Below are 20,265 nucleotides of genomic sequence, written 5' to 3' on the forward strand. Positions count from 1 at the left end.
AACCAAAGTTTAATAGTTTCTCAGAGGGAACAAAGACGATAGTTGCATAGAGCACTTATCAATCCTGCCATAAGTTTCAGGCATAAATATTGATATACAGGAAGCTTGCCATGAACAGAATCGGAAATGGATTTCAGGTTCCATCAGCTCTGAGAGGAGCAATGGAAGATTTAAGTAGATGTTTAAAGACAGGATGGAGTCACGTAACAAGTGCAGTATCGTATCTGGCGGATAAAATCAGCGATAGCTGCCCGGCTTTCAGAAATATTCTATCCAGGTTGTGTTGCAAAAAAGAGCCAGAAAGCTCTTATATGTATTTGGTTAACCCTCTCATACATGCGTGCGTTCATGTAAGAAATATTAAAAAAAGCATGGCTGAGACTCACTCAAAATTTCTTGAAGACAAAAATAAGCTGGATCGTTCATTACTGAATATAAAAAGCCAAATTCAAGCGGCTGATACAGGAGATGCCTCACTTATTGAAAGTTTGAATGAGGAAAGAAGTCAATAGAAGCCAAGCAGGCGGAATACAGGCGTTTGGAAGAAGAGATGAAAACTGTTGAAGCTCTGTTAGAAAAGATGGCTAAAGATGTAGCTGAATCTGAAAAGGATGATGCTCCGCTGATGAATAAGGTTGCAATACTAAGGAAGGCAGAGGTAGATCTGGCTAGTCGTTGCCAAGACTTTCACTTTAAAGTCAGTTCTCCGCAAGCCAGGGTAAATGTGACTTTTCATAAAAAGCCAAAATATTCACATATAGATGCCTTAGTTAAGGAGCGTATTTTGATGGAACATTTTGGTCGTACTGATATTCCTGATGAGTATCTTGAAGTATTGACTAAATACAAAGGTCATTAACGATCATCTGAAGAATTTGGTCGCATGTCAGAAGCCTGCTGCTAACAGCAGGCTTCTGACATGAAGTGACAGTGACAAAAAACGACTATAACCCAAGTTTGTCAGCTACATACTCAGCATCCTTATCACCTCGTCCACTCAGGTTTACGACAATGACTTTCTCAGGCCCGAGTTCTTTCGCCAGACGCATTGCACCAGCCAGAGCATGGGAACTTTCCAGTGCAGGAATAATGCCTTCCTTGCGGGACAGGGTCATAAAGGCATCCAAACATTCATCATCCGTCGCGCTCACATATTCCACACGGCCAACATCTTTCAGGTAAGAATGCTGAGGGCCAACGCCTGGGTAATCCAGTCCGGAAGCAATGGAGTGAACTGGCAGAGGCTCGCCTTGTTCATCTTGCAGCACATAGCATTTAAAACCATGAACAGCGCCTGGCTTACCAAGGGTAAGAGTGGCGGCATGATCCGGTGTATCCAAACCTTTTCCGGCCGGTTCTACGCCATAAATGCTGACATCAGAATCATTCAGAAAGGCTGTAAACAAACCCATGGCATTACTGCCGCCGCCAACACAGGCTACCAGTGCATCTGGCAAACGGCCTTCCAGTTCCTGAATCTGATCGCGGGCTTCTTCTCCAATCACCTGTTGGAAGTCACGAACCATCATTGGGAAGGGGTGCGGGCCAACCACAGAGCCAATGGCGTAAAGGGTACTTTCGGTATCTTTCATATATTCTTCGAAAGCACTGTCTACCGCGTCTTTCAGGGTCTTGGTGCCACGGGTTACAGAGACGACCTTGGCGCCAAGAATTTTCATCTTCACAACATTAGGCGCTTCTTTGGCAATGTCGATTTCACCCATATGAATTTCACAATCAATTCCCACCAGTGAACAGGCTGTTGCCATGGCAACACCGTGTTGGCCAGCGCCGGTTTCTGCGATCACACGAGTTTTACCCATGTGTTTTGCCAGCAACGCTTCACCCAGGCTGTGATTAATTTTATGGGCACCTGTGTGATTCAGGTCTTCACGCTTCAGATAGATTTTTGCGCCACCGCAATGTTCGGTAAGACGTTTGGCGAAATAAAGTGGGCTAGGGCGGCCAACATAGTATTTGTGAAGCTCCTGAAGTTCTTTTTTGAATTCAGGTGTTTGTCGAATGTCCTGATATGCCTTGTCGATCTCTTGCATCACTTCGAGAAGCTGCTCTGGTATCAGGCTTCCGCCGTATTCACCAAAGTAGCCTTCTGCATTGGGCATGGGCGCAAATTCTGTAAATTTTTTGTCTGCCATTTTGTCCCCCTGACATTGTCTGGCTTTCTGTTCATGTCCTATGAATATGAAATGGACATATTGTCGTGTTTGTTATTCCCGATAGTTGGATCATGCCACGATGTACGAATGTGCAAAAGTGGTGCATTTCCCATGCGTGCCCTTTGCTGGTGTGCGGCTTTTCGGTATATTGCCACTGTCTTATAAGGATTTTCGAAGAATTTTTCTGTTTAAAGGCCGATTGGCGTTTGATATTTCGAAAAATAATATTCTTATATTTAAAAACATATAACTACAGCAGTAGAGTCTTTTAAAAATGAAAAAGTTTTTTGTTGCCCTTCTGGCATCGTTCGCTTTTATAAGCACGGCATTTGCCGGAACTCTCGATAATATTCTTGATCGCGGCACTCTCCGTGTAGGCTTTGATGCTGGCTACCAGCCTTTCGAAATGGTCAATAAGAAAGGTGAGTACATCGGCTTTGACGTTGACTTTGCCAAGCAGATGGCAAAGGCCATGGGCGTGAAAGTTGAATTTGTGAACACCGCCTGGGATGGAATTATTCCCGCACTGCTGACTGATAAGTTCGATATCATCATGGGCGGTATGACTGTTACTCCACAGCGTAACCTGCGTGTGAACTTTGCTGATCCATATATCGTGATTGGCCAGAGTGTTGTTATGCGTAAAGAACTGGCCGATGCGGTTAACAAGCCTCGCGACTTGAATGATGACACTTATAAACTGGCTGTTAAGCTGGGTACTACTGGCCACGAAGCTGCCAAGCGTTTCTTCCCGAAAGCAGAAATCTTTGAGTTTGAAACCCAGGACGATGCCAAGCTGGAAGTTCTGAACGGTAAGCTGGACGCATTTGTTTACGACCTGCCATACAACTCCATCTTTGCTTCCCAGAACGAAGACAAAGTGGCCTTTATTAAAGAGCCATTCACCTATGAGCCACTGGCCTGGGCTGTACGTAAGGGCGATGCCGATTTTGTTAACTGGCTGAACAACTTCCTGCGCCAGACCAAAGGTGACGGTACTTACGATCGCATCTATGCCAAGTGGTTTGAATCCGATCGCTGGTTGTCCACTCTGAAGTAATTCCTGCGCGAGTCATTTCAGATTCATGCTCCGGGTGTGATCCATCCGGAGTATCGAACCAATTCAACGCGGGAAGTTATGCGTGTCGAAAAGAATTGAAAACCATGTCAAACAGATGGAGCGCCAACCCAATGCGCTGCTGTGGCATGGCCTGTTTGTCCTGATTGTTCTGGCGATCTCCGTCGGATTTTATAAAGCATCACAGTCCATTGATTACACATGGCGCTGGGAACGGCTGCCGCAGTATTTTGTTTATGACGCTGAGAATCACCTGAATGCTCCCTTTGATGGAGAAGTGGTTGCAGAAGGTGCAAAACTAAAGTTAGAAAATGAACTGGATCGTGATCAGTTCATCGTTATAGAAAATCTTGAAGTTATCTCCGTATCAGATGGTGATCTGGTTTTTGAAGGAGACTCCCTCGGTTACAGTTCAGAATGGACTATTGGACCGATTCTTAAAGGGGTTGTCGTCACAGTAGAGTTGTCACTCTATGCCGGTGTTCTGGCAATTATTCTTGGCACTCTGGCTGGGCTGGCGAAAATTTCTCCAAATCCTATGTTGCGGGATTTTGCCACGCTGTATGTTGAATTGATTCGTGGTACGCCCCTGCTGGTTCAGATCTTTATTGTTTATTTCTTTATTGGCACTGTGCTTGATCTGGATCGTTTTACCGCTGGTGTTATTGCTCTTGCTGTTTTTACCGGCGCTTATGTTGCGGAAATTGTTCGTTCCGGCATTGAATCTATTCACAGTGGGCAGATGGAAGCTGGCCGCAGCCTTGGCATGACTTACGGCCAAACCATGCGGGATATTATTTTACCTCAAGCGTTTAAGCGGGTTCTTCCTCCCTTAGCTGGGCAGTTTATTAACTTGATTAAAGACTCTTCTCTGGTATCTGTAATTTCTATTACTGACCTTACTAAAGCCGGGCGAGAAGTGGTCAGCTCAACCTTTAGCCCCTTCGAAGTCTGGTTCAGCGTTGCTTTGCTGTATCTGGTTCTTACCGGTGTTCTTTCTTTTGTAGTGCGTAAGCTGGAGCGGAAATATGCAAATGCAAGATGAGGCTTTTGTTGCCGCTTCCAAAGACACCATTATCGAAGCGAGCAATGTTGAGAAAATCTATCCCGGTGGTGTGCATGCGTTAAAAAACGTCAGTGCCAGTGTAAAAGCCGGAGAGGTTGTGGTGATTGTCGGCCCGAGTGGTTCCGGGAAATCCACTTTTCTCAGAACCCTGAACCAGCTGGAAACCATAAACGACGGTGAAATTGTTGTTGATGGTATTTCGCTGACCACTCCCGGAGATGTGAACAAGCTGCGGGAAGAGATTGGCATGGTGTTCCAGTCGTTTAACCTTTTCTCGCATCTGACTGTGCTGGATAACTTATGCCTGGCACCGATGAAGGTGCGGGGCTTAAAACGTCAGGAAGCAGAAGACCGTGCGAAAGAGTTGCTTTTGAGAGTGGGGCTATCAGACAAAGCTGGCAGCTATCCATCACAGCTTTCTGGAGGGCAACAGCAACGTGTTGCTATTGCCCGTGCTCTGGCGATGCGACCAAAGATTATGCTGTTTGACGAGCCAACCAGTGCTCTTGATCCGGAAATGGTGGGTGAAGTTCTGGATGTTATGAAATCTCTGGCTCACCACGGAATGACCATGGTTGTGGTGACCCATGAAATGGGCTTTGCTCGGGAAGTAGCAGATCGGGTGATGTTTATGGAAAGTGGCGAGTTGGTTGTAGAAGATACGCCTGAAGCTTTCTTCTCCCAACCTAAATCGGAACGTTTGCAGCAGTTTTTGAGTCAGGTTCTTTAAATGTTATTAAAAACCACTGGATGATTATTCATCTAGTGGTTTGTTCTTCTATATCAAAAATATCCAGATCCTCTCCTAACACTACTTTTCCTGAATAATATCTCTGAACTTCATGCAAGGCACTTTCAACAGGAGCTTTATAGTGAAGGACGTGAGTAAGAACTAAAAGCTTCGGTTGGGCGTTGTTTGCCAGTTTGGCCAACTGGCTGGTAGTTGTATGGCTGGCTCCCAGATACTCCTGCCACTGTTCACTCAATCCTGCTAACCCTTCTTCACTGATCACTTCGTGAATCAGTATGTCTGCACCTTTGGCCATTTGCTCAACAATCGGGCTGTAGGTTGTATCTCCGCTGATAACAATTACTTTGTCCGGTGTTGTCACTCTGTAGCCGAAGGCGGGCTGGATATCTCCGTGGAGTACATCGAAGGCTTCAATAAGTACTTCTTTATCCTGAATTCGCCACCCTCCAGAAGAGTGTTCCTGCACATTCATACGGTAATAATCCGGATGTATTATCGGCTGAAACCCTTGTGTGCGAAGAGATATATCTGCGGACAGCATCATGTAATAACCTTCAGCAAGAGTCTTGGAACCTGTTGGTCCGTAAAGATTGATAGGTTCAGATCGTCGCCACCAGTAAGTTGCTGCAAGTTCTGGAACATCCAAAACATGATCGCTGTGAAGATGGGTAAGAAACAGATGCTTTATCCGGGTTGGGTAAAGTGCAGCAATATCTTTTCTTTGAGAGGCTTCAATAGCTTTCTGAACCATCCCTCCACCGGCATCAAAAACATAAGCCTCATTGTTATAAATAACCGCCACAGATGGCCCAGAACGTGTGTAGTCAGGAACCGGGGTGCCTGTGCCCAGAATAACAACCTGTGTTCTGGCCTGAACAATTTCAAAAAAGAAAAGTGAAAGTAGCGCGCAGAGGTGCACGAAAAGCTGACGTCTTTTACCCATAAAGTTTGTATGTTCTGGTAAAAGCTGGGGAGTTTAGGTATTGAGAGTGTTTGCCGCCATGTTGGCGGCAAACAAGGATAATTACTTGGGAAGAAGAATAACTTCAGTCATGGAATAGCGGTCGTGCCAGGTCTTTTTATCCTGATCAATCAGCATCCAGAACATTCCCAGGCCCGCCAGCCCCAGTGCGGGAATAGCCACCATGAACCGCAGCAGGCTTTGAGTCAGAGTAGGATTTCTGCCTGTTTCACAGCTGCGTACTTTTAATCTCCAGGCCTGCATACCCAGAGTCTGGCCATTCTTCCCCCAGAAGTGGGCAAAAAAGAAAAAGATTACAAAGGTCAGAATGGAACCCAGAAAAGGGTTGAAGCCCATAGGCGCGTCTTCCCGCCCCAGCAGCCAGTTATTCACAATGGCGTGGTACAGCCCGGAAATCACCATCACCATGGCCATCACCAGAAATGTGTCGTAAACCATGGCTGCCAGTCTGCGCCACAGAGGAGCTGATTGCTCTGTTGTATCCCGAGACATTGTTGATTTCTACGTATTATTACCTGTCTGGCAGTTTACGCATTCGCCTTTTGTTAGCAAGAGGGAAGCGGTGTCTTTTGCCGTAATGATGAGCCGGGAGGTTACACCAGACAATCGGCGCGCTAAAACCCCGTGCTATAAACATTGGTCATGTGAACAGAATTCTACGGTAAAAGCCGGATGCCAAAGCTGAGCATAAATGACATAGAAATAGCCTACGAAGACCATGGCCCGGCTGACGGAAAGGTTTTTCTGCTGATCCATGGTCTGGGCACCCCTTTAACGGGTTGGCCCCGGAGCTACTGGCAACCCATGATAGATGCTGGCTGGCGTGTTCTTTTGATTGATAATCGGGATGTTGGTGAATCCTCGCCGATGAAAGGCTTCCCGTTACCATCCCTGAAAGATCTTGCCCTGGCTTCCCTGTTGAAAAAACGTATTTCTGCAGGCTATACCCTCAACGATATGGCTATGGATGCCATCGGCGTGCTGGATGCCCTTAATATTTCTAAGGCCCATGTGGTTGGAGCCTCTATGGGAGGAATGATTGGGCAGATTCTGGCGGCGCAATACCCTGAGCGGATCACTTCACTGTCCGCCATTATGACCAGTACCGGCGCAAGACATCTGCCCGGGCCGCCACTCTCTGTGCAGTGGCGACTGATTCAAAAGCCAAAGGACAGAAGTCCGGAAGGTTTGGTACGTCATGGCATGAAAACCTGGAAGGTTATCGGAAGCCCTGATTACCCGACTGCAGATCAGCCACTGTATGAATATGTTTATGGAATCCATAAGCGTGGTGTGTCTGCGTCTGGCTATATGCGCCATATGGCCGCAATTATGGCTTCAGGGGACAGAACCAGAATGGTGCAGGGGGTTCAGGTTCCTTCACTGGTTATTCATGGCGGTGCTGATCGTCTTGTGCCAGTGGAGTGTGGGCGGCATCTGGCAGAACAGATTCCCGGAGCGACTTATCACGAAGTGCCTGGGATGGGGCATGACTTCCCTGAACAGTTGGCGCCTTCTCTAACGTCTATGATTCTTGACCATGCGGGGCAGTCAGAAAAAGCTTTTCAGGGTGAGGCTTTTCAGGAAGAAAAAATAAGGTAGACTGGCTTCGCCTGAGATAACAAGAACCAAAAATTTCTCGCAGTATTGGAGCTGTGTAGTATGAAAAAGTGGCAATGTATTGTTTGCGGTTTTATTTACGATGAAGCTGAAGGTTGGCCGGAAGATGGCATAGAGCCTGGAACCGCTTGGGAAGATGTACCTGAAGACTGGCTCTGCCCCGACTGCGGTGTTGGTAAAGACGATTTTGAAATGGTTGAAGTTGGCTGATTGCCCTTACACCTGAATCTCCCACAACAATAATAAATACTGGATAGGCTCTCATGGACCCGATAGTCATTGTTGGCACTGGGCTGGCGGGTTATACCCTTGCCCGGGAATTCCGCAAGCTGGATAGTCAGACTCCTCTTGTACTCATCACATCCGATGATGGGCGTAATTACTCTAAGCCCATGCTCTCTACTGGCTTTGCCAAAAATAAAGATGCTGATGGTCTGGCTATGCAGTCGCCTGAAGTTATGGCTGAGCAGCTGAATGCACGTATTCTCACCTCTACACTGATTGATTCCATAGACCGTGCCGGTAAGCGTCTTTTGCTTAATAATGGTTTGGAAGAGTCTTACAGCAAGCTGGTTCTGGCGATGGGAGCCGAAACTATAGATCCGCCTGTAAGTGGAGATGCTCTCGACAAAGTCTTTTCTGTGAATGATCTGCAGGACTACGACAAGTTCAGAAAAGCTCTGCCAGAATCTGGCAAGGTTGCCATTCTGGGTGCTGGACTGATTGGCTGTGAATTTGCCAATGACCTGCGCACTGGTGGCTATGAAGTGACTGTTATTGCACCGTCATCATTAGTCATGCCCGGACTTTTACCATCCGCTGCGGCTGATGCTGTAAAGGCTGGACTGGTTGAAACAGGTGTAGAGTTTTGTCTGGAGCAATATGCGACAGAGGTGAATCAGGCGGACGATGGCATCAATCTGACTTTGGATAATGGCAATGTCCTTGAAGCGGATATTGTACTTTCCGCTATTGGCTTACGCCCTCGTACTGCCCTGGCTGAAGAAGCGGGTCTGCAGGTTAACAAAGGTATTTGCGTGAATCGTACGTTGGTAACTGATGACTCAGATATCTTCGCCCTTGGAGATTGCGCAGAAGTTGATGGTTTAAACCTTCTGTACGTTATGCCGCTCATGGCTTGTGCCAGAGCTCTGGCTAAAACCCTGACTGGCGATGAAACAGAAGTCGTTTATGGTGCCATGCCTGTTACTGTGAAAACCCCTGCCTGCCCGGTTATTGTTTCACCTCCGGCAGACGATAGTGGGGAATGGCATGTTGAGAATGCCGAAGGCGGTTTACGTATTCTGAATAAGAAAGACGGTGAACTGCTGGGTTATGCTTTAACTGGCAGCGCTGTATCTGAACGTATGAAATTGAATAAGCTGTTGCCTGCCATCATGGCTTGATTAACAGAGTCATCATTAGAAAAGCCGTGTAGAAATATGAATTTCTGCACGGCTTTTTTATTTACACCAGCTGGTATCGGTAAATCAGCAGATGTTTGTCTTTTACGTTTTTCACGCCGCCTTTCAGAAAATGGACTTTAAGATTGTCAAAAAGAAGGTCACTGTCTTCTGACTGGCTGATAAATGCTTTTACTGCTTCGGCATGATCCGGAGCAATTGTCTCCTTCACTCCCCACGGGAGCCCCAGTACATGATCGCGGTCTCAGGTGTCGCAAATCTTTTCTTCGCGTTCATGCAGCGATTGAGCAATGCTTGCCTCAAACGCCTTCAGAACGTTTCCGTCTTCAGCAAATAACATGGGACTACACTCTCTTTTTGTTGGGTTAGGTTTGAAAATGTGAGCTTTAGTATAATTATTTTTACTGTGCGGAATATGGCATGCATTCTCAAAATTAAACGACGCAGAATGCTTTTAATTTCAATAAAAGTGTCACTTCTCGTACATATAACCTTCAAAAAACAATAACCCGCCTGAAATATTTGCCGTCCAAACTCTCTCCTCGCAGTGATAACCAAACACAACACACAAAAAGAACGACAGTTCACTAAGGAGTGGGTTAATGAAGCGTACAGCTATCTCTCTGGCGATTGCCGCTGGTCTGGCAATGAATGCTCAGGCTGGAACAGTAAAAACTGAAGGTGAAGACATCATCATCAGCACCAAGAACGGTGGTTTCAGCGCCAAGACTGAGAGTGGTGATTTCTCTTTCAAGATCGGTGGTAAGCTGCAGTGGGATTATGCCTCTATGGATGATCTCTATAATCGTGGAAATGATGGCAAGAGTAAGACTACCGGCTATATCCGTCGTGGTGAGATCAAGTTCAGCGGTAAGGCTTACAAAGACTACAAGTATGCCCTGAAGCTGGCTTATGACGATGGCGATGACAAAATGGAGCTGTCTAACGCCTATATTGATTTCCTTCAGCTGGATCCAGTTGAAATTCGTGTAGGCCGCTTTGGTCAGACTTTTGGCCTTGAGAACTCTGTCAGCTCTTCCTGGATTACAGGAATTGAGCGTTCTTCTATTTATGATGTGCTGAATGGTGACTCTGATAACAAGTACGGTATTCAGGCGTCTGTTGAAGAAAAACAATACACTGTTGTTGCTGGTATCCATCACTTGGATAAGTTCGATAAGAACAATACTGATGATGATTCCTGGGGGTACACCATTCGAGCCACAGTCGCCCCTATTATGACTGATGATATGCTCGTACATTTAGGTGCGAACTATCACAACAGCAACATCGACAACGGCGGTAGCATTGGTAAAAACACCACAACAGTAGGTGTTAAAAAGACCAACAATAAAGTGACCCTGTTCAATAAGTTTACATCTGACAGCGATACTGAGTGGGTGTTGGAAGGTGCTGCCCAGTTCGGTCCAGCGCTTCTTCAGGGTGAGTACTTCAGTCGTGAAGTTAGCGTGAAGGATAGTGTTCAGGCTAACGCGGATGTTGATCTGAACGGTTACTACGTTCAGGCTTCATTTATGGTTGATGGCGGTAAGCGTTCTTACAAAAATGGTGCCTTTGGTAAGCCAAAAGGCGGTCAATGGGAAGTGTTTGCACGCTACACCAACATTGAAGCTGATGCGGAAGCAAATGCCTCTGTTATTGGTGATAAGGATGCAGAAGCTTCCAGTTATACAGTTGGTGTTAACTACTTCGCTACTAAAAACATTCGTGCAAGCCTGAACTACGTTGCTGGCGAAACCAATGTTTATGGCAGTGGCGCAAAGAATGACGATGGTACAGCCGTTGTTGGTCGTATCCAGTACGTATTCTAAGATCTCTTAGAACGTAGCTCCAAAAGCCGTTCCCTCCCCGGAGCGGCTTTTTATTATGTAACAAACTGGAATCAGGTATTAACGTCCTATCTTGTGTGTCACACCAACAAAATCTGCAACTCTGAATATTTTTTGGTACAGTGCGCTGTTTCGATTTGCCGGAGCTTTTCTCTGGTAGCTTTTTGCGTTTGTTACACCATCTTTTTAAAGGTGTACGGTTGTTCTGTTACAGAAAACCGGTAGCGCGGAACCTTTTTCAGGCAGAAGTATGTTTGCACCTGCGTATTATCGGGAAAGACTAAATAATTTGCCTCAGGTTGCAGTTGATGCCACCGACTACCGCATTATCACGTCAACCCGGGGCTTTAAAGAACGCCTTCTGGAACTGATCAGAACGGCGACTCAGCGTATTTATCTGACTGCGCTGTATCTTGAAGCCGATGATGCCGGAGAAGAGATTCTTCGGGCACTGTTCGAAGCTCGCCAGGCCAAGCCTGCTCTCGATATCCAGATTTTTGTTGATTTTCACCGTGCCCAGAGAGGGCGAATTGGTGAAGAGGCTGCTCAAACTAACCGGGATTTCTATAAACGAATCACGGCCGAATACGAGTACCCGATTGGTATTCACGGAGTTCCAGTAAAAAACCGCGAAGTTTTTGGTGTTCTCCACCTGAAAGGATTTGTATTCGATGACACGATTCTTTACTCCGGTGCCAGCATTAATGATGTGTACCTGCATCAGGATGACAAATACCGCTACGATCGTTACCACGAAATTCACAGCCCCGCACTGAGTGACAGTTTTGTAGGGTTTATTGATACCTACTTCTGCAAACACCCTGCTGTGCAGAGACTGAACTTTGATGGTCAGTTCCTTCGACGCCAGTTAAAACTAAGCGTGCGCCGATTTCGTAAAACCATGCGCAGTGCAGTGTATAACTTTACTCCGGCAGCTGGAGAGGGGCCGGTTGGCCTGACACCTGTGTGTGGTATTGGCCCGCGGGGCAATCGGCTGAACAGAATGATTCGTGACCTGATTCGTTCTGCAGAGAAAGAAGTATTTATCTGTACGCCGTATTTCAATCTTCCCCGTGCTGTGGCCAAGGATGTTAACCAGCTGCTGAAACGTGGCGTTAAGGTCACAATTGTTGTTGGCGATAAAACAGCCAACGACTTTTATATTCCACCGGAAGAGTCTTTCTCTACTATTGGCGGGCTGCCTTATCTGTATGAAGACAGTTTGCGTTCTTTTGCCCGTAAGCATCAGTCTGATATCTCTTCAGGGTTACTGAACCTGATGTTGTGGAAAGATGACAATAATAGTTACCACCTGAAGGGGCTGTACGTGGACGATGAGCTGGCGATGATTACCGGCAGCAATTTGAATCCACGGGCCTGGGGGCTGGATCTTGAGAACGGAATTCTTGTTCAGGATCGTGAGCACAAGCTTCGTGATGCTTTTCAGAACGAGCAAAACCTGATTCTTGCTAATGCGACCCGCATAGATAATTACCGCCAGATTCAAAAAGTGAGTGATTATCCTGATGAGGTGCAAAGGCTTATTGGCCGGCTCCGTAAGCTGAAAGCCCATGTCCTGATCCGCAAGATTATCTGAAGATCACTTCCTTATACCTGCGTTGATTCCAAACCCTGAGGAGCCTTCTTTGGGGTTTGTAACTATCTAATTAATAAAGACTTTATTCTTATTTCTATGTTTTTGTGAACTGTCGCCGGGCGTTTCTGTCTCAATTAACAGTCTATGGATTGGATGTCAGGGAGATAGAAAATGGATTTTTTACGCGTAATAAACCCCGCCGGATATTTTGCTGGAAACGGTTCCTATACGGGAAAACTGCTCACGTATGTACCTTATCTGGGATATAAAGCAGTTGCTTCAATGCTTTCCGGCTTTAAAACCTATGTTCAGGGTAACTCAAAAGCCACCACATCTCCTGCAACACAAGACGTACATGAGAGAACCGCTAAAGTTCATAAAAGCGAAGAAACTCCAACTTCAGGATCATTTACAACATTTTTATCTGAGCCCGCATCTCTATCTTCCGCCGTTGATAGTTTAAGAAGTTTGGTCAGCAGCGCCTCGTTTTCCTGTATCAATAATCACTCAACAAGTGTGAGTCAGTTATCAGAGGAGCAGGAATCTCTACCTCTCCCTACACAGCCAGATACCCTCAGTCATATAAATCCGGAAGAAAAACTCAGATTGACTGATATACCCAATGCAGAACCTGGTTATAACAGACAGTTTTCTGAGTCAGATATGGAAGAGTCGTCTGATGAATCGGACTCTGATGATCATTTTGATGTAAGGCAATCTACGCCTTCTTTTCCTGATCCAGATATGCCAAAGAACTCTCTGACACTGGCGATGCGGCAGATTCATAATCGCAGAAGTACTGTTCGTGGGCGTCCTGTTTCCATGATTGAAATGGATCAGCCAACGAGTATGGCCAGTATTCGACAGGCTAATGTGATGGCTTCCTTGCCAACCGCAATGGGCGGAACAAAAGTGTCTCCGGAGATGTCGTTGTCTCTGGCGCAGAAGGGGTTAGCTGATCAGGCAGAACCTCTCACTGTTTCTCAGGAAGTGACAACTGCTCTTGAGAACGGTTTGGCTGTTGAAGATTATGCTGATATGCCTGCTGCTCTGGGTGATTATTTCGTAGCCGTTGGCCGTTTTGTCAGAGCGTGTGATGGGAAAGTATCACCTGTTCAGCAGCGGATTCTGAGAAATGGTCTTGTGGATTTGCTGGCGCGCTACGGCATGCTGGAAAATGATCAGGAAGGTATCGAGAAAGCTCTTATTGGTATTAAGGGTGGTAAGCGGGCGATGGCGTTGAAGGTAAACAAACTTCAGCAGGTTCGTGAAGCCCTGCGCAAGCACAACTGGCAGTCTGCTACCCAGATCAGCGGAATAATGAATATTGCCGCACTGAATGCTTTCAGTAAGGATCTTGTTGGCTGCAGCAGTCAGAAAGAACTGACAGAACTGGTTTTGGGTGCAGGAATGAATGCAGATATGTTCTCTGTACTGGGCAAGAAAAACGATATTGCTGAAGTTCAGAAGAAGCTCGATGAAAAGAAAGCTGAGCTGGAACTCAAAGAAGGATTGTCTGACCCGGCTGAAGATCTGAGTGACCTGAAGGCGTCGATAGAGAAAAAACAAAAGCTTGTTGATCGCCTGACTCAGGAGCTGGAAGAGAAGCAGGAGCAGATGAAGCAGGGTGATGTTTGTCATCTGGATATGTTCTACCTGATGTCGTTCTCTGAACAAGAACGTATGAGAAGGGAAGCTTTACCAGCAGCGTTTGAAACACTCGTTGCAGAAACTCGTGGTACCAAAAACAAGCGTAAGTATTACAACCCTGAAGTCGTTGTCGATAAGGCTCGTCCACTCTTGAGAGAGGCTGCTGAGAGCAAAGTGATTGGTCATCAGACAATCGAAGGCGTGGTCTTTTCTGCGGAAGAAAAAAAGCGTCGTGTAGATTTGGAAACCGATAAGAAAGCAAATGAAGTTGCTCGTGGCTACAACGAAATGCTTTTGAACATGCTCGGTGCTGAGGAGTTCTGCAAGCTGGATCATGTTAAGAAAATGAGCGATGAAGAGCGGGGAGAGTTGCGGGATCACATGATGCGTAACAGCCCGGTAAACATTCCTTTGGAGCATAAAGAGATTATGTTCCAGGTGGCTCAAAATAATGGCCTTATCGGTGAAGGGCCATGCCCGATGGAAGAGTTTGTTAAGGACGTAGCACTGGTGACTTCTCCTTATAAAGAAACAATGATGTCTGCTTTGGCTTTGAAAGCGCCGGAAACGTTTGTTCGGGTTTTGAATGCTGTTAAGCCAGAGGATCTCACTGCTGAGGAAATGCATGCTAACTACAGAGGTTGTCAGGCGCTGCTGTTGAATCCTGCTATTGATAGCATTCTTAAAGAGGGCATTTTGGGAGAATTTGGCGCTGCGGATGAAACTATCTTCCCAGAGCTTCCTCTTTCCATGTGTCAGGCTGCCGGAGAGCACCTGCAAGCTCAGCTGAAGAATATGCGCAGGGATGACGTCACCGAGAGTGATCAGACACCTCCTCATGTACAGAAAATACCTTTTTCAAAGTACAAGGAGTTTGATTTCAGTGATCCGAAAATGCAGCTGCTGATGGCCCTGAGTTATGGTTACTACACTATGGCCGGCGCAGAGCTGGGGTTAATCAATATGGACCCTGAGGATCTTCCTGATGATGCGACTGCCCAAAGGAATATTCGCTTCCGTGCCAAGAATGTCATAACCGGTATCGGCCAAGAGATTCTTATAGATACTCAGCCAGAGATGCAGGGCGGAAAGTGCTTCCAGAACCTTCTGTTCTCCGAGCGTGCGGTTCCTGGTCTTTGTGTAGTCAGCGGGGACAATTTCCAGCTGAGAGGCAATGACTGGTTTATTCGTGGTGAGCTTGCCAAGCGAAAAGTTGAGCCCACCCCTTCCAGATTGTCCTGGTTGCTGTCCTTCCTGAACTGATCTGGTTGTACAATAAGTCGTAGAGTCTGAATAAAGAATTCAGGCTCTACGATTATTCACATCAGCATTGCCTTCAACACACTCTAAACTGTCTGCGCATTTGATCTGTGCTGATCAGGAGATCAATTCGTGTTGTGGTATCGGTCGGTACGCTGCTTTTTCCTATCTGTTGTTCTTTGTTTTACTTGTGAAAGCGCTTTTGCGGAAGGGCGTGACAGCGCATCAAATTTATCCTCCCAAGAACTCTTACGCCAAAGACTGGATGCCTTGCAGGACAAAGAGTTACTGCCCGATGAAAAGGAACTACAGACAGAATTAAACCAGGCGTTGTATTTTATTCAGCAAACGGAAGAGTCGAATAGACGTCTCGCGGATTATAACAAAGAGCTGAAAGGTGCAACGCCAGAGCAGAAGGCACTTCAACATCAGCTGGATGCTGCAGTGGATATAGACGACGTCGCTATCCTTAAAAAATACCATCGTAAAAACCTTAAGGAGCTCACCTCTGTTCGGGATGATCTGCAAACCCGACAGACAGATTTACAGAATGAACTGAGCCGAGTGAGCAATCGACTTGCCATTGAGCAGTCTCGTCCGGGAGCGAATCAGGAAGAGTTAGCCGCAAACCGAAATCGCTTGAAGAGTTTGCAGGAAGAAATCAAGAAAACGGCCAAAGGATCCGGGAGTGATCTTTTGAGGGATGCGCACCAGGATAGTCTTAATGCTGAAATCGGATTTTTAACGGCAACAAATGCTCTGTTACAGCAGGAAATTCGAGGTAGCAGTACTTTTACTTCCATGCTGTTGGTGCGCAGGGATCTGATTCAGAGAAGGCTTGGACTCTGCACTCAAGAGTTGGAAATTGTACAGGACCTGGTGAACAGCAAACGTAAAGAAGCCAGCGAAGCGGCTCTTGCTTCGGCTTCACAAGAATCCAGTAAAGTGCAGGACTCAGTAGTTCTGGAAGCAGCGCAGAAAAACCTGAAGCTCAGTGAAGACTTACTGCAGGTGACAGATCATCTGACAGAGGTGAATGCCCAGCTGAACAGTGTCGCCAGCCAGTTAGGTATTATTCAGGGAATTCAGCAAACCCTGACTCTGGATGTGAGCAGGTTGCGAAATATGCCAGATCTTGCTGCCATGCTTCAGGATCAGAAAGCTGCACTGCCAGATATAAAAATCGATAGCAGCATTGTTGATCTGATCAGTCAGTATCAGCTTAAACAGTTCACGTATTCCAGAGAACTTCAGAAAATTGGTTCCCGTGAATATCGGGAAAAATGGCTGGAAGAGCGCACGTCATCATCGGAGCTGACAAAAGATGAGCTGGCTCGCCTGGATCGATTATTTACGGCGAGAAAGAAAGTCCTGAATGAACTGGTAACAAGTATTGGCACATTGCTAAGTCAGGCCACTGCACTGAAGGTTCGCCAGGAGCAGCTGGTTGATAACAGTGAATCTCTCGCGTCTGTTTTGAACCAGCGCCTGTTCTGGCTGGCGAGTAATGACCCTATATCTCTGGATTATCTCAGAAGTGTTCCCGAGCGGATTGGTGAGCGATTTCGTCTATTTGATCAGGCTTTTAAACCTCCAGAAATAGCAAAACGTTTATCCAAAAACTGGAAGATATTATTGGCTGTGGGTTTGCTTGCAGGTTATTTATTTCTTAGAAAACGGCAGTGGCTGGCAATAGAGAGGCGTTTAAGTGTCAGGGTTGGTCATGTCATTCGAGATAATTATTTTGTGACTCCCTATGCTTTGGTGATCGCATTTCTCTCGGTGTTATCCCTGCCCTTGGTGCTTTATGCCTTGGGGCGAATATTGACCATGTCTGCCGATGGGGTCCTGTTAATTAATCGTCTTGGCTTTGGATTAACAGGCATTGGGGTTATCTGGCTGATCTGTCGGTTTGGGCGACATCTCTTAGATGACGGTGGTATTGCCCGGCGACACTTTCAATGGTCGCCGGAAGACTGCTCTACTTTACAGCGAAATGGTTTGTACCTTCAGGTTGTACTTGTTGTGGTGGTGTTCCTTATTCAATGGACTCGTGAATGGCAAACAGCAGGAGGCCAGCCTCTGGGAATGATTCTGTTGATCCTGATGGTGCTTATTCAGAGTTTTGTTCTAGGCCGAATTCTACAGCTGCCTTCTCTGAAAAAATTCTCCCAGTTCTCTCTGTTTTCTGCCCATCTGTTGCTGGTCGTTATGCCGTTAGCTTTGGTGCCGCTTATTGCTTTGGGGTACTACTACACGGCCATTAAGCTGGAAAATCAGTTTGTTGGAACATTGTCGTTGTTAGCCAGTTGGGTACTGGCTCGTGCAGTGGCTCTGCGGATATTGCATGTGGCAGCAGAGCGGCTGGCTTTAAAGCGTTATCAGGAGAGGTTGGCGGCGGCAAGGGAAGATATAAGCGAACCTGTTCTGGTTGAAAGAATGGGGATGACTCAGGTTGAAGAACAATCTGTCAGATTAATGAATGTCACTTTGTTTGTGCTTTTCTGCTTATTGATTTACTGGCATTGGCAGGAGTTGCTCACTCAGTTTTCTTATCTCAATCGCTTTGTTGTTTGGCAGTACCAATCCGGTTTGGGGGGAGAGTTGGTCAGTGTCGATATTCTCACGCTGGTTTCGACCTTACTGATAATAATTGCGACAGTTTTGCTGGTGCGGAATATTCCCGGTCTTCTGGAGGTAACTCTTTTAAACAGATTGTCTCTAAGTCCGGGAAGTGGCTTTGCATTTACCAGAATTTCCACATATCTCATTGCAGGAATTGGATCAGCCCTGGCTCTATCAAAACTTGGGGTGAGCTGGGACAAATTGCAGTGGCTGGTGGCAGCTATGGGGCTGGGGATAAGTTTTGGCTTGCAGGAAGTGTTTGCCAACTTTTTCTCAGGATTAGTCATTCTGTTCGAACGACCTGTTCGGTTGGGAGACACAATTACCGTGGCAGGCATGAGTGGTTCGGTAAAGCTGATTAGAATGCGTGCTACAACCATTCAGGACTGGGATCGCAAGGAAATCATTATTCCCAATAAACTGTTGATGACAGAGACCTTGGTAAATTGGTCTCTCAGTAGCCAGATTCTTCGGGTAGTTGTGCCTGTTTCAGTTCCCCACGAAGTTGATCCGGAAAAGGTTCGGGAAGCGCTATTCAGTATTGTGAGAAATCAAACTGGCGTACTCGAAGAACCTAAAGCTGATGTGTTGTTGATGGAACAGAATGTAAATGCGCAGATGTTTGAGTTAAGGGTTTTCGTTGCCCAAACCTCTGATCAGCTGGCTGTACGTGATGCTTTAAACCGAAAAATATACAAAACATTTTCAGAGCAGGGCATCCCGCTGGCCAGACCTGTTCAGGATATAAGAGTTGAGTTAAACCCTTTTCAAAAAGCAGCCTTTAAAGAGGAAACTATTCAGAGCTGATGCCGCCTTCGGTGAGGTGGGCAGGCTCCAACAGTTTCTCCAGCTCGGCTCTTGGGATATCTGTATTTTCTTCGGCAACATCAATAACTGGCCGACCCTGTTTATAAGCCTGCTTGGCAATTTCAGCGGCCTTGCGATAACCAATCACCGGATTCAAGGCTGTTACAAGAATAGGGTTTCTGGCCAAAGCTTCTTTCAGATTGTTTTCATTCACAGAAAAAGTTGCAATGGCCTTATCCGCTAATAAGCGGCAGGTGTTGCTCAGCAGATGAATGCTGGTAAGCAGGTTATCGGCAATCATGGGAAGCATCACATTCAGCTCAAAGTTTCCGGATTGACCGCCCATGGTAATGGTCGTGTCGTTGCCAATCACCTGAGCCGCAACCATGGCGGCCGACTCTGGAATCACCGGATTCACTTTGCCGGGCATAATAGACGATCCTGGTTGTAAAGCTTCCAGCTCAATCTCCCCAAGCCCGGCCAGTGGGCCTGAGTTCATCCAGCGCAGGTCGTTGGCGATTTTCATAATGGTGACGGCTAGTGTTTTCAGCTGTCCGGAAAGGGCAACTGCGGTGTCCTGGGAACCAATATGGGAAAAGAAATTATCAGCCGCGCGAAAATCAATACCGGTGATATTGCTGAGCTTGCGATTAAATACTCTTGCAAACTCCGGGTGAGCATTAATGCCAGTGCCTACAGCTGTTCCTCCCTGGGCGAGTGTCTGGATAGCAGGCTGCATTTTCTTTAACAGGCTTTGGCAGGTTTCCAGCTGAGCAACCCAGCTTTCCAGGCTCTGGCTCAAACGAACAGGCATGGCATCCATTAGATGTGTTCGGCCAGTCTTTACATGCTGCTCAACGGATTTCGCTTTATTGCGCGTTGTTGTTATCAAATGGTTGAGGGCGGGAAGCAGTTGATCGTTCAGCTCAATAGCAGCACTGGCATGAATAGTTGTGGGAATCACATCATTGCTGCTCTGGCCGTAGTTTACGTGATCATTTGGGCTGACCGTTTCCTGTAAACGTTCGCTGGCAAGGTGGGCAATCACTTCATTGGCATTCATGTTGGAACTGGTGCCAGAACCTGTTTGAAAAATATCGACAGGAAAATGATCCATTAATGTGCTGGATGCCAGAAGTTCATGGCAGCTCTGGGTAATGGCATCGGCCATTGGTTCCTTGATTAATTGCAGCTCCATATTAGCTTGGGCGGCTGCGGCTTTTACCTGGATCAGGGCACGAATAAATGCGATTGGCAGTGGTTGCCCGCTGACCGGGAAGTTGTTGATAGCCCGCTGGGTCTGGGCACCGTAAAGAGCTGATGCTGGCACTTCAAGCTCACCCATGCTGTCGGATTCGATACGAATATCACTCATGCT

At 46.6% G+C, this 20,265-nt stretch carries 17 protein-coding genes; 12 read left to right on the top strand and 5 right to left on the bottom strand.

Annotated elements, in window-relative coordinates:
- Positions 1-110: 110 nt before the first annotated feature.
- The gene (locus tag ACY2RR_RS07975; protein WP_490107613.1) at positions 111-512 is read left to right on the top strand and encodes a hypothetical protein; all 402 of its coding nucleotides are present in this window, start codon (positions 111-113) and stop codon (positions 510-512) included.
- A gap of 38 nt (positions 513-550) precedes the next feature.
- Positions 551-859, top strand: a complete 309-nt coding sequence (locus ACY2RR_RS07980; RefSeq protein ID WP_490107614.1) for a hypothetical protein — start codon at positions 551-553, stop codon at positions 857-859.
- 85 nt (positions 860-944) lie between these two features.
- Here ACY2RR_RS07980 and trpB read toward each other — a convergent pair whose 3' ends face one another.
- Positions 945-2,156, bottom strand: a complete 1,212-nt coding sequence (gene trpB / locus ACY2RR_RS07985; RefSeq protein ID WP_490107615.1) for a tryptophan synthase subunit beta — start codon at positions 2,154-2,156, stop codon at positions 945-947.
- 295 nt (positions 2,157-2,451) lie between these two features.
- Between trpB and ACY2RR_RS07990 the strand changes: the two genes are divergently transcribed.
- The 3 genes from ACY2RR_RS07990 to ACY2RR_RS08000 all read left to right on the top strand — a co-directional run bounded on the left by ACY2RR_RS07990 (position 2,452) and on the right by ACY2RR_RS08000 (position 5,051).
- Positions 2,452-3,237: a transporter substrate-binding domain-containing protein gene (locus ACY2RR_RS07990; protein WP_490107616.1), complete on the top strand. Its 786-nt coding sequence runs from the start codon at positions 2,452-2,454 to the stop codon at positions 3,235-3,237.
- An 82-nt stretch (positions 3,238-3,319) separates the two neighbouring features.
- On the top strand, positions 3,320-4,300 hold the full coding sequence (locus tag ACY2RR_RS07995) for an amino acid ABC transporter permease (protein ID WP_490107617.1): 981 nt from the start codon (positions 3,320-3,322) through the stop codon (positions 4,298-4,300).
- On the top strand, positions 4,290-5,051 hold the full coding sequence (locus tag ACY2RR_RS08000) for an amino acid ABC transporter ATP-binding protein (RefSeq protein WP_490107885.1): 762 nt from the start codon (positions 4,290-4,292) through the stop codon (positions 5,049-5,051). The genes ACY2RR_RS07995 and ACY2RR_RS08000 overlap by 11 nt, the downstream gene beginning before the upstream one ends.
- Before the next feature lie 28 nt (positions 5,052-5,079).
- On the opposite strand, the gene ACY2RR_RS08005 is transcribed toward ACY2RR_RS08000, so the two are convergent.
- Together ACY2RR_RS08005 and ACY2RR_RS08010 are read right to left on the bottom strand one after the other, a co-directional pair.
- On the bottom strand, positions 5,080-6,015 hold the full coding sequence (locus ACY2RR_RS08005; protein ID WP_490107618.1) for an MBL fold metallo-hydrolase: 936 nt from the start codon (positions 6,013-6,015) through the stop codon (positions 5,080-5,082).
- Between the two features lie 81 nt (positions 6,016-6,096).
- Positions 6,097-6,546, bottom strand: coding sequence for an RDD family protein (locus ACY2RR_RS08010; RefSeq protein WP_490107619.1), 450 nt, complete (start codon positions 6,544-6,546; stop codon positions 6,097-6,099).
- A 180-nt stretch (positions 6,547-6,726) separates the two neighbouring features.
- Here ACY2RR_RS08010 and ACY2RR_RS08015 point away from each other — a divergent pair, with 180 nt between their 5' ends.
- The 3 genes from ACY2RR_RS08015 to ACY2RR_RS08025 are packed head-to-tail and all read left to right on the top strand — an operon-like array spanning position 6,727 to position 9,080.
- Entirely contained in the window at positions 6,727-7,656 is a 930-nt protein-coding gene (locus tag ACY2RR_RS08015) for an alpha/beta fold hydrolase (RefSeq protein ID WP_490107620.1), read from the top strand.
- Between the two features lie 60 nt (positions 7,657-7,716).
- Positions 7,717-7,884 carry a rubredoxin gene (gene rd / locus ACY2RR_RS08020; RefSeq protein WP_490107621.1) on the top strand — a complete coding sequence of 56 codons (168 nt, stop codon included), beginning with the start codon at positions 7,717-7,719 and terminating at the stop codon, positions 7,882-7,884.
- Positions 7,885-7,937: 53 nt separating this feature from the next.
- Positions 7,938-9,080 carry an NAD(P)/FAD-dependent oxidoreductase gene (locus ACY2RR_RS08025; protein ID WP_490107622.1) on the top strand — a complete coding sequence of 381 codons (1,143 nt, stop codon included), beginning with the start codon at positions 7,938-7,940 and terminating at the stop codon, positions 9,078-9,080.
- A gap of 61 nt (positions 9,081-9,141) precedes the next feature.
- Here the strand turns inward: ACY2RR_RS08025 and ACY2RR_RS08030 are convergent, their stop codons facing one another.
- Positions 9,142-9,309, bottom strand: a complete 168-nt coding sequence (locus ACY2RR_RS08030) for a hypothetical protein (RefSeq protein ID WP_490107623.1) — start codon at positions 9,307-9,309, stop codon at positions 9,142-9,144.
- A gap of 391 nt (positions 9,310-9,700) precedes the next feature.
- Between ACY2RR_RS08030 and ACY2RR_RS08035 the strand changes: the two genes are divergently transcribed.
- The 4 genes from ACY2RR_RS08035 (at position 9,701) to ACY2RR_RS08050 (ending at position 18,887) form a co-directional block, all read left to right on the top strand.
- Positions 9,701-10,930, top strand: a complete 1,230-nt coding sequence (locus tag ACY2RR_RS08035) for an OprO/OprP family phosphate-selective porin (protein ID WP_490107624.1) — start codon at positions 9,701-9,703, stop codon at positions 10,928-10,930.
- 268 nt (positions 10,931-11,198) lie between these two features.
- Positions 11,199-12,545 (top strand): CDP-diacylglycerol--serine O-phosphatidyltransferase, encoded by a 1,347-nt coding sequence (pssA, locus tag ACY2RR_RS08040; protein ID WP_490107625.1) that lies wholly within the window; start codon positions 11,199-11,201, stop codon positions 12,543-12,545.
- 171 nt (positions 12,546-12,716) lie between these two features.
- A complete protein-coding gene (locus tag ACY2RR_RS08045) occupies positions 12,717-15,458 on the top strand; it encodes a hypothetical protein (protein ID WP_490107626.1) in 2,742 nt (913 codons plus the stop codon).
- Between the two features lie 129 nt (positions 15,459-15,587).
- Entirely contained in the window at positions 15,588-18,887 is a 3,300-nt protein-coding gene (locus tag ACY2RR_RS08050) for a mechanosensitive ion channel domain-containing protein (RefSeq protein ID WP_490107627.1), read from the top strand.
- Here the strand turns inward: ACY2RR_RS08050 and ACY2RR_RS08055 are convergent.
- Complete coding sequence (locus ACY2RR_RS08055; protein WP_490107628.1) at positions 18,874-20,262, bottom strand: class II fumarate hydratase; 1,389 nt, start codon at positions 20,260-20,262, stop codon at positions 18,874-18,876. The two genes, ACY2RR_RS08050 and ACY2RR_RS08055, sit on opposite strands and share 14 nt — an antisense overlap.
- Positions 20,263-20,265 lie beyond the last annotated feature (3 nt).

The organism is Parendozoicomonas sp. 2304DJ65-17 (assembly GCF_058148445.1).